The following is a 3,221-nucleotide window of genomic DNA, read 5'->3' on the forward strand; positions in this document are numbered from 1 at the left end:
GTCGGCCGCTGCGGCTAGAAGACCGGCTTTCCGCAACGTTCTCTCGCCGTCGACGACAGCCGGAAGCAGCCGCTCCTGCATATCCACGAGCAGGAGAAGGGACTTGTCGCGGTCGATCAGCATGTCCCTCACTTCTATTTGCGGCGACGCCGGGGCGCTTCGCCGTCATTTGCTCGCGGGCGCACGCCCAAACGGCAAGCACGGCGGTGCGAAGCGCGTGGCCGTCGCACGCCAAGATGCGCGTCCAAACGCCCACCTCGCCAGGAAGGCGTGACGCACCGGCGAAGATATCGGGTAGCGGCTCCAACTCCGCACGGATGTTTTCGAGAAGCGCCTCCAAGGAAGGTCCCCGATGGATCACCATGACCGTCGCCTGAGCAATCCAGGGACCGTTCAAACCCGGAAGATTTCGCTTTAAGAGGTCGCCCGTAATGCGGAACTTGTCCCGCACGAGCACTTGGCCGGTCGGCCCGGCGACCGTCATGTCGCTGTCGAGCCGGTCGAACATGGCGCTCGAACCCGAAGGATCGTGCGCCAGGAACGCGTCGGCACAGATGACCGAAGCGGTTTCGTGCGCCTGGACCTGGATCCGGGATGCGAGCCTGGCCTGCGGAAACAGGATCGTCGCGTCGGGCAGATACTCCACCAGGGCGCCCTCCCCGGCCTTGATGGTCACGGCGTGCTCCGCATGGTCGCGCGTCATACTATGGACGACCGTCGAGGCCTGAGACGTCACATGCAGCGCCGATCCGGGCTCCGCGGCGATGCGGACCTCAAGCCGATCGCTCTCGAACAGGCCGCCGGCCACCGACTGAAGATAAAGGGTCGCCATGCCGGACGGGTCACCCACATAGCGATGCGGCCGGCAGATATGAAATGGATAGCTGGCGTATTGGCGGCCCAGAAACGTGCCTCCATCGGGTGCGCGGCGGAAGGTGAGGTCGATACGGCCGCGCCGTCTTGCAAGGAGGTCCTCGTGGTCGCTTACGCCGCCGTGCATGTCGTGTCCTATGCCGCTCTGTCGTGAAACAGAACGTCCCGCGCGAGTCGCCCGACGATCTCGTTAACTCCCTCCCCGGTGGCGCAGTTCGTGAGCTGGATCGGCTTTCCGCCGCGGACGCATGCGCCTCACGGACCATCCGATCCAGGTCGACATTCACGTAAGGGGCGAGATCGAACTTGTTGATGACCAGGAGGTCGCACTGCACGACTCCCGGCCCACGCTTCCGCGGAATGTCGTCGCCGCCCGTCACGTCGATCACGAACAGCCAATAATCCACCAGATCGAAGGAGAAGGTGGAGGCGAGGTTGTCGCCGCCGCTCTCGATCAGAATGAGATCGAGCTCCGGAAACTTGGTCTCCAAGAAATCCGCCGCCTCGATATTCGGTGTCGGATCTTCGCGGATGACCGTATGCGGGCAGGCACCGGTCTCGACGGCCAACACGCGCTCCGGCGAGATCAGACCGCTGCGCCTGATCCTCTCCGCATCTTCTTTGGTCATGAGATCGTTGGTGACGACGGCTGTGTCCACACCGGCCTCGGCCAGCAAGGGCAACAGCCGCTCGATCAGCGCCGTCTTGCCCGACCCCACCGGGCCGCCGATCCCCACCCGCGCCGGGCCGTTGCTTTTTCCGGGCTCGGTCATCGCAGCATATATTTCTGTGCCAGAGGGAGGGATTCCGCCGGCTCACAGGTCGCCAGATCGCCGTCGACGAACACATCGAAGGTTTGCGGATTGACTTTGATCTCCGGACACGCGTCGTTGTGCAACATGTCCGCTTTGCTGAGCTTGCGGGTTCCGCTGGCGGGAAGCACCGGCTTGGTCAGACCCAGGCTTCCGGCGACATCGGCATCGGCGCCCGTCTGCGTGACAAAGTGTGCGCTGAGCGATTTGGGTGCGGAGCCAAAGGCACCCCATTGCGGCCGCATCAGCAGCGGCTCGCAGGTCATGAGCGATGCCGCGCTGTCGCCCATGGCGCCCCAGACGATAAAGCCGCCTTTGACGACGAGCTCCGGCTTGATGCCGAAGAAGGCCGGACGCCAGAGCACCACGTCGGCGAGCTTTCCGCCTTCCAGCGAGCCGATATACTTGTCGATGCCGAAGGTGCGCGCGGCATTGATGGTATATTTCGCGATGTATCGCTTGATGCGCTCGTTATCGCCCAGTCTGGACTTTTCCTCGCCGAGACGACCGCGCTGATCGCGCATCTTGCTGGCGAGCTGCCAGGTGCGGCAGATCACTTCGTTGATGCGGCCCATGCCCTGGCTGTCGGAACCGAGCATCGAGATGGCGCCCATGTCGTGGAGCACGTCCTCGGCGGCGATGGACTGTGCGCGGATGCGGCTTTCGGCGAACGCCACGTCTTCCGGCACCGCCGGGTTCAGATGGTGGCACACCATGATCATGTCGAGGTGTTCGTCGAACGTGTTGACCGTGAAGGGATTGGTCGGATTGGTCGACGAGGGCAGGCAGTTGCGCTCGCCCGCAACGGCGATGATGTCGGGCGCGTGACCGCCGCCCGCACCCTCCGTATGGTACATGTGGATGGTGCGGCCGTTGATCGCGGCGAGCGTGTCCTCGAGGAATCCGCTCTCGTTCAACGTGTCCGTGTGAAGCTGGACCTGGAAATCAAGCTCGTCCGCGACGCCGAGGCAGGTATCGATCACCGCCGGCATGGCGCCCCAATCCTCGTGGATTTTGAGACCGAGACAGCCGCCGGCCAACTGATCGTAGAGCGAGCGCGGCTTCGAGGAATTGCCGCGCCCCAGAAAGCCGAAATTGATCGGCCAGTGCTCGGCGGCTTGCAGCATCTTGCCGACGTTCCAGGCGCCGCCGCAGTCGATGCCCACGGTGATGGGCCCGAGCGAGCCGCCGATCATGGTGGTGATGCCGGAGCTGATCGCATGCTCGCAGAGCTGAGCGCTGTCGAAATGGACGTGAACGTCAATCCCGCCCGGCGTGGCGATGAGGCCTTCCGCATCCCGCACGGTCGTCGCCGCGCCGCAGATGAGGTTGGGATCGACGCCGTCCATGGTCTCCGGGTTGCCGCCCTTGCCCACGCCGACGATGCGCCCGTCCTTGATGCCGATGTCGCCTTTGACGATGCCGAGAACCGGATCGATCACCACGACATTGCTGATCAGCATGTCGAGCGAGCCCTGGCTGCTGTCATATCCAGACTTCAAGCCCATGCCGTCGCGCAGGGTCTTGCCGCCGCCG

General features: G+C 64.1%; 2 protein-coding genes and 1 pseudogene. All 3 read right to left on the bottom strand.

The annotated features are described in order from the left end of the window. A partial coding sequence (locus AUC71_RS02380; RefSeq protein WP_244500764.1) for an urease accessory protein UreD occupies positions 1-832 on the bottom strand: 832 nt, incomplete at its 3' end. A gap of 176 nt (positions 833-1,008) precedes the next feature. Next, positions 1,009-1,646 (bottom strand): annotated as a pseudogene (gene ureG, locus AUC71_RS02385) (urease accessory protein UreG). Then, on the bottom strand, positions 1,643-3,221 hold a 1,579-nt coding region (gene ureC, locus AUC71_RS02390), incomplete at its 5' end, for an urease subunit alpha (protein ID WP_069622984.1). The pseudogene ureG and the gene ureC, both read right to left, overlap by 4 nt.

Source organism: Methyloceanibacter marginalis, from assembly GCF_001723295.1.
Taxonomy (GTDB): domain Bacteria; phylum Pseudomonadota; class Alphaproteobacteria; order Rhizobiales; family Methyloligellaceae; genus Methyloceanibacter; species Methyloceanibacter marginalis.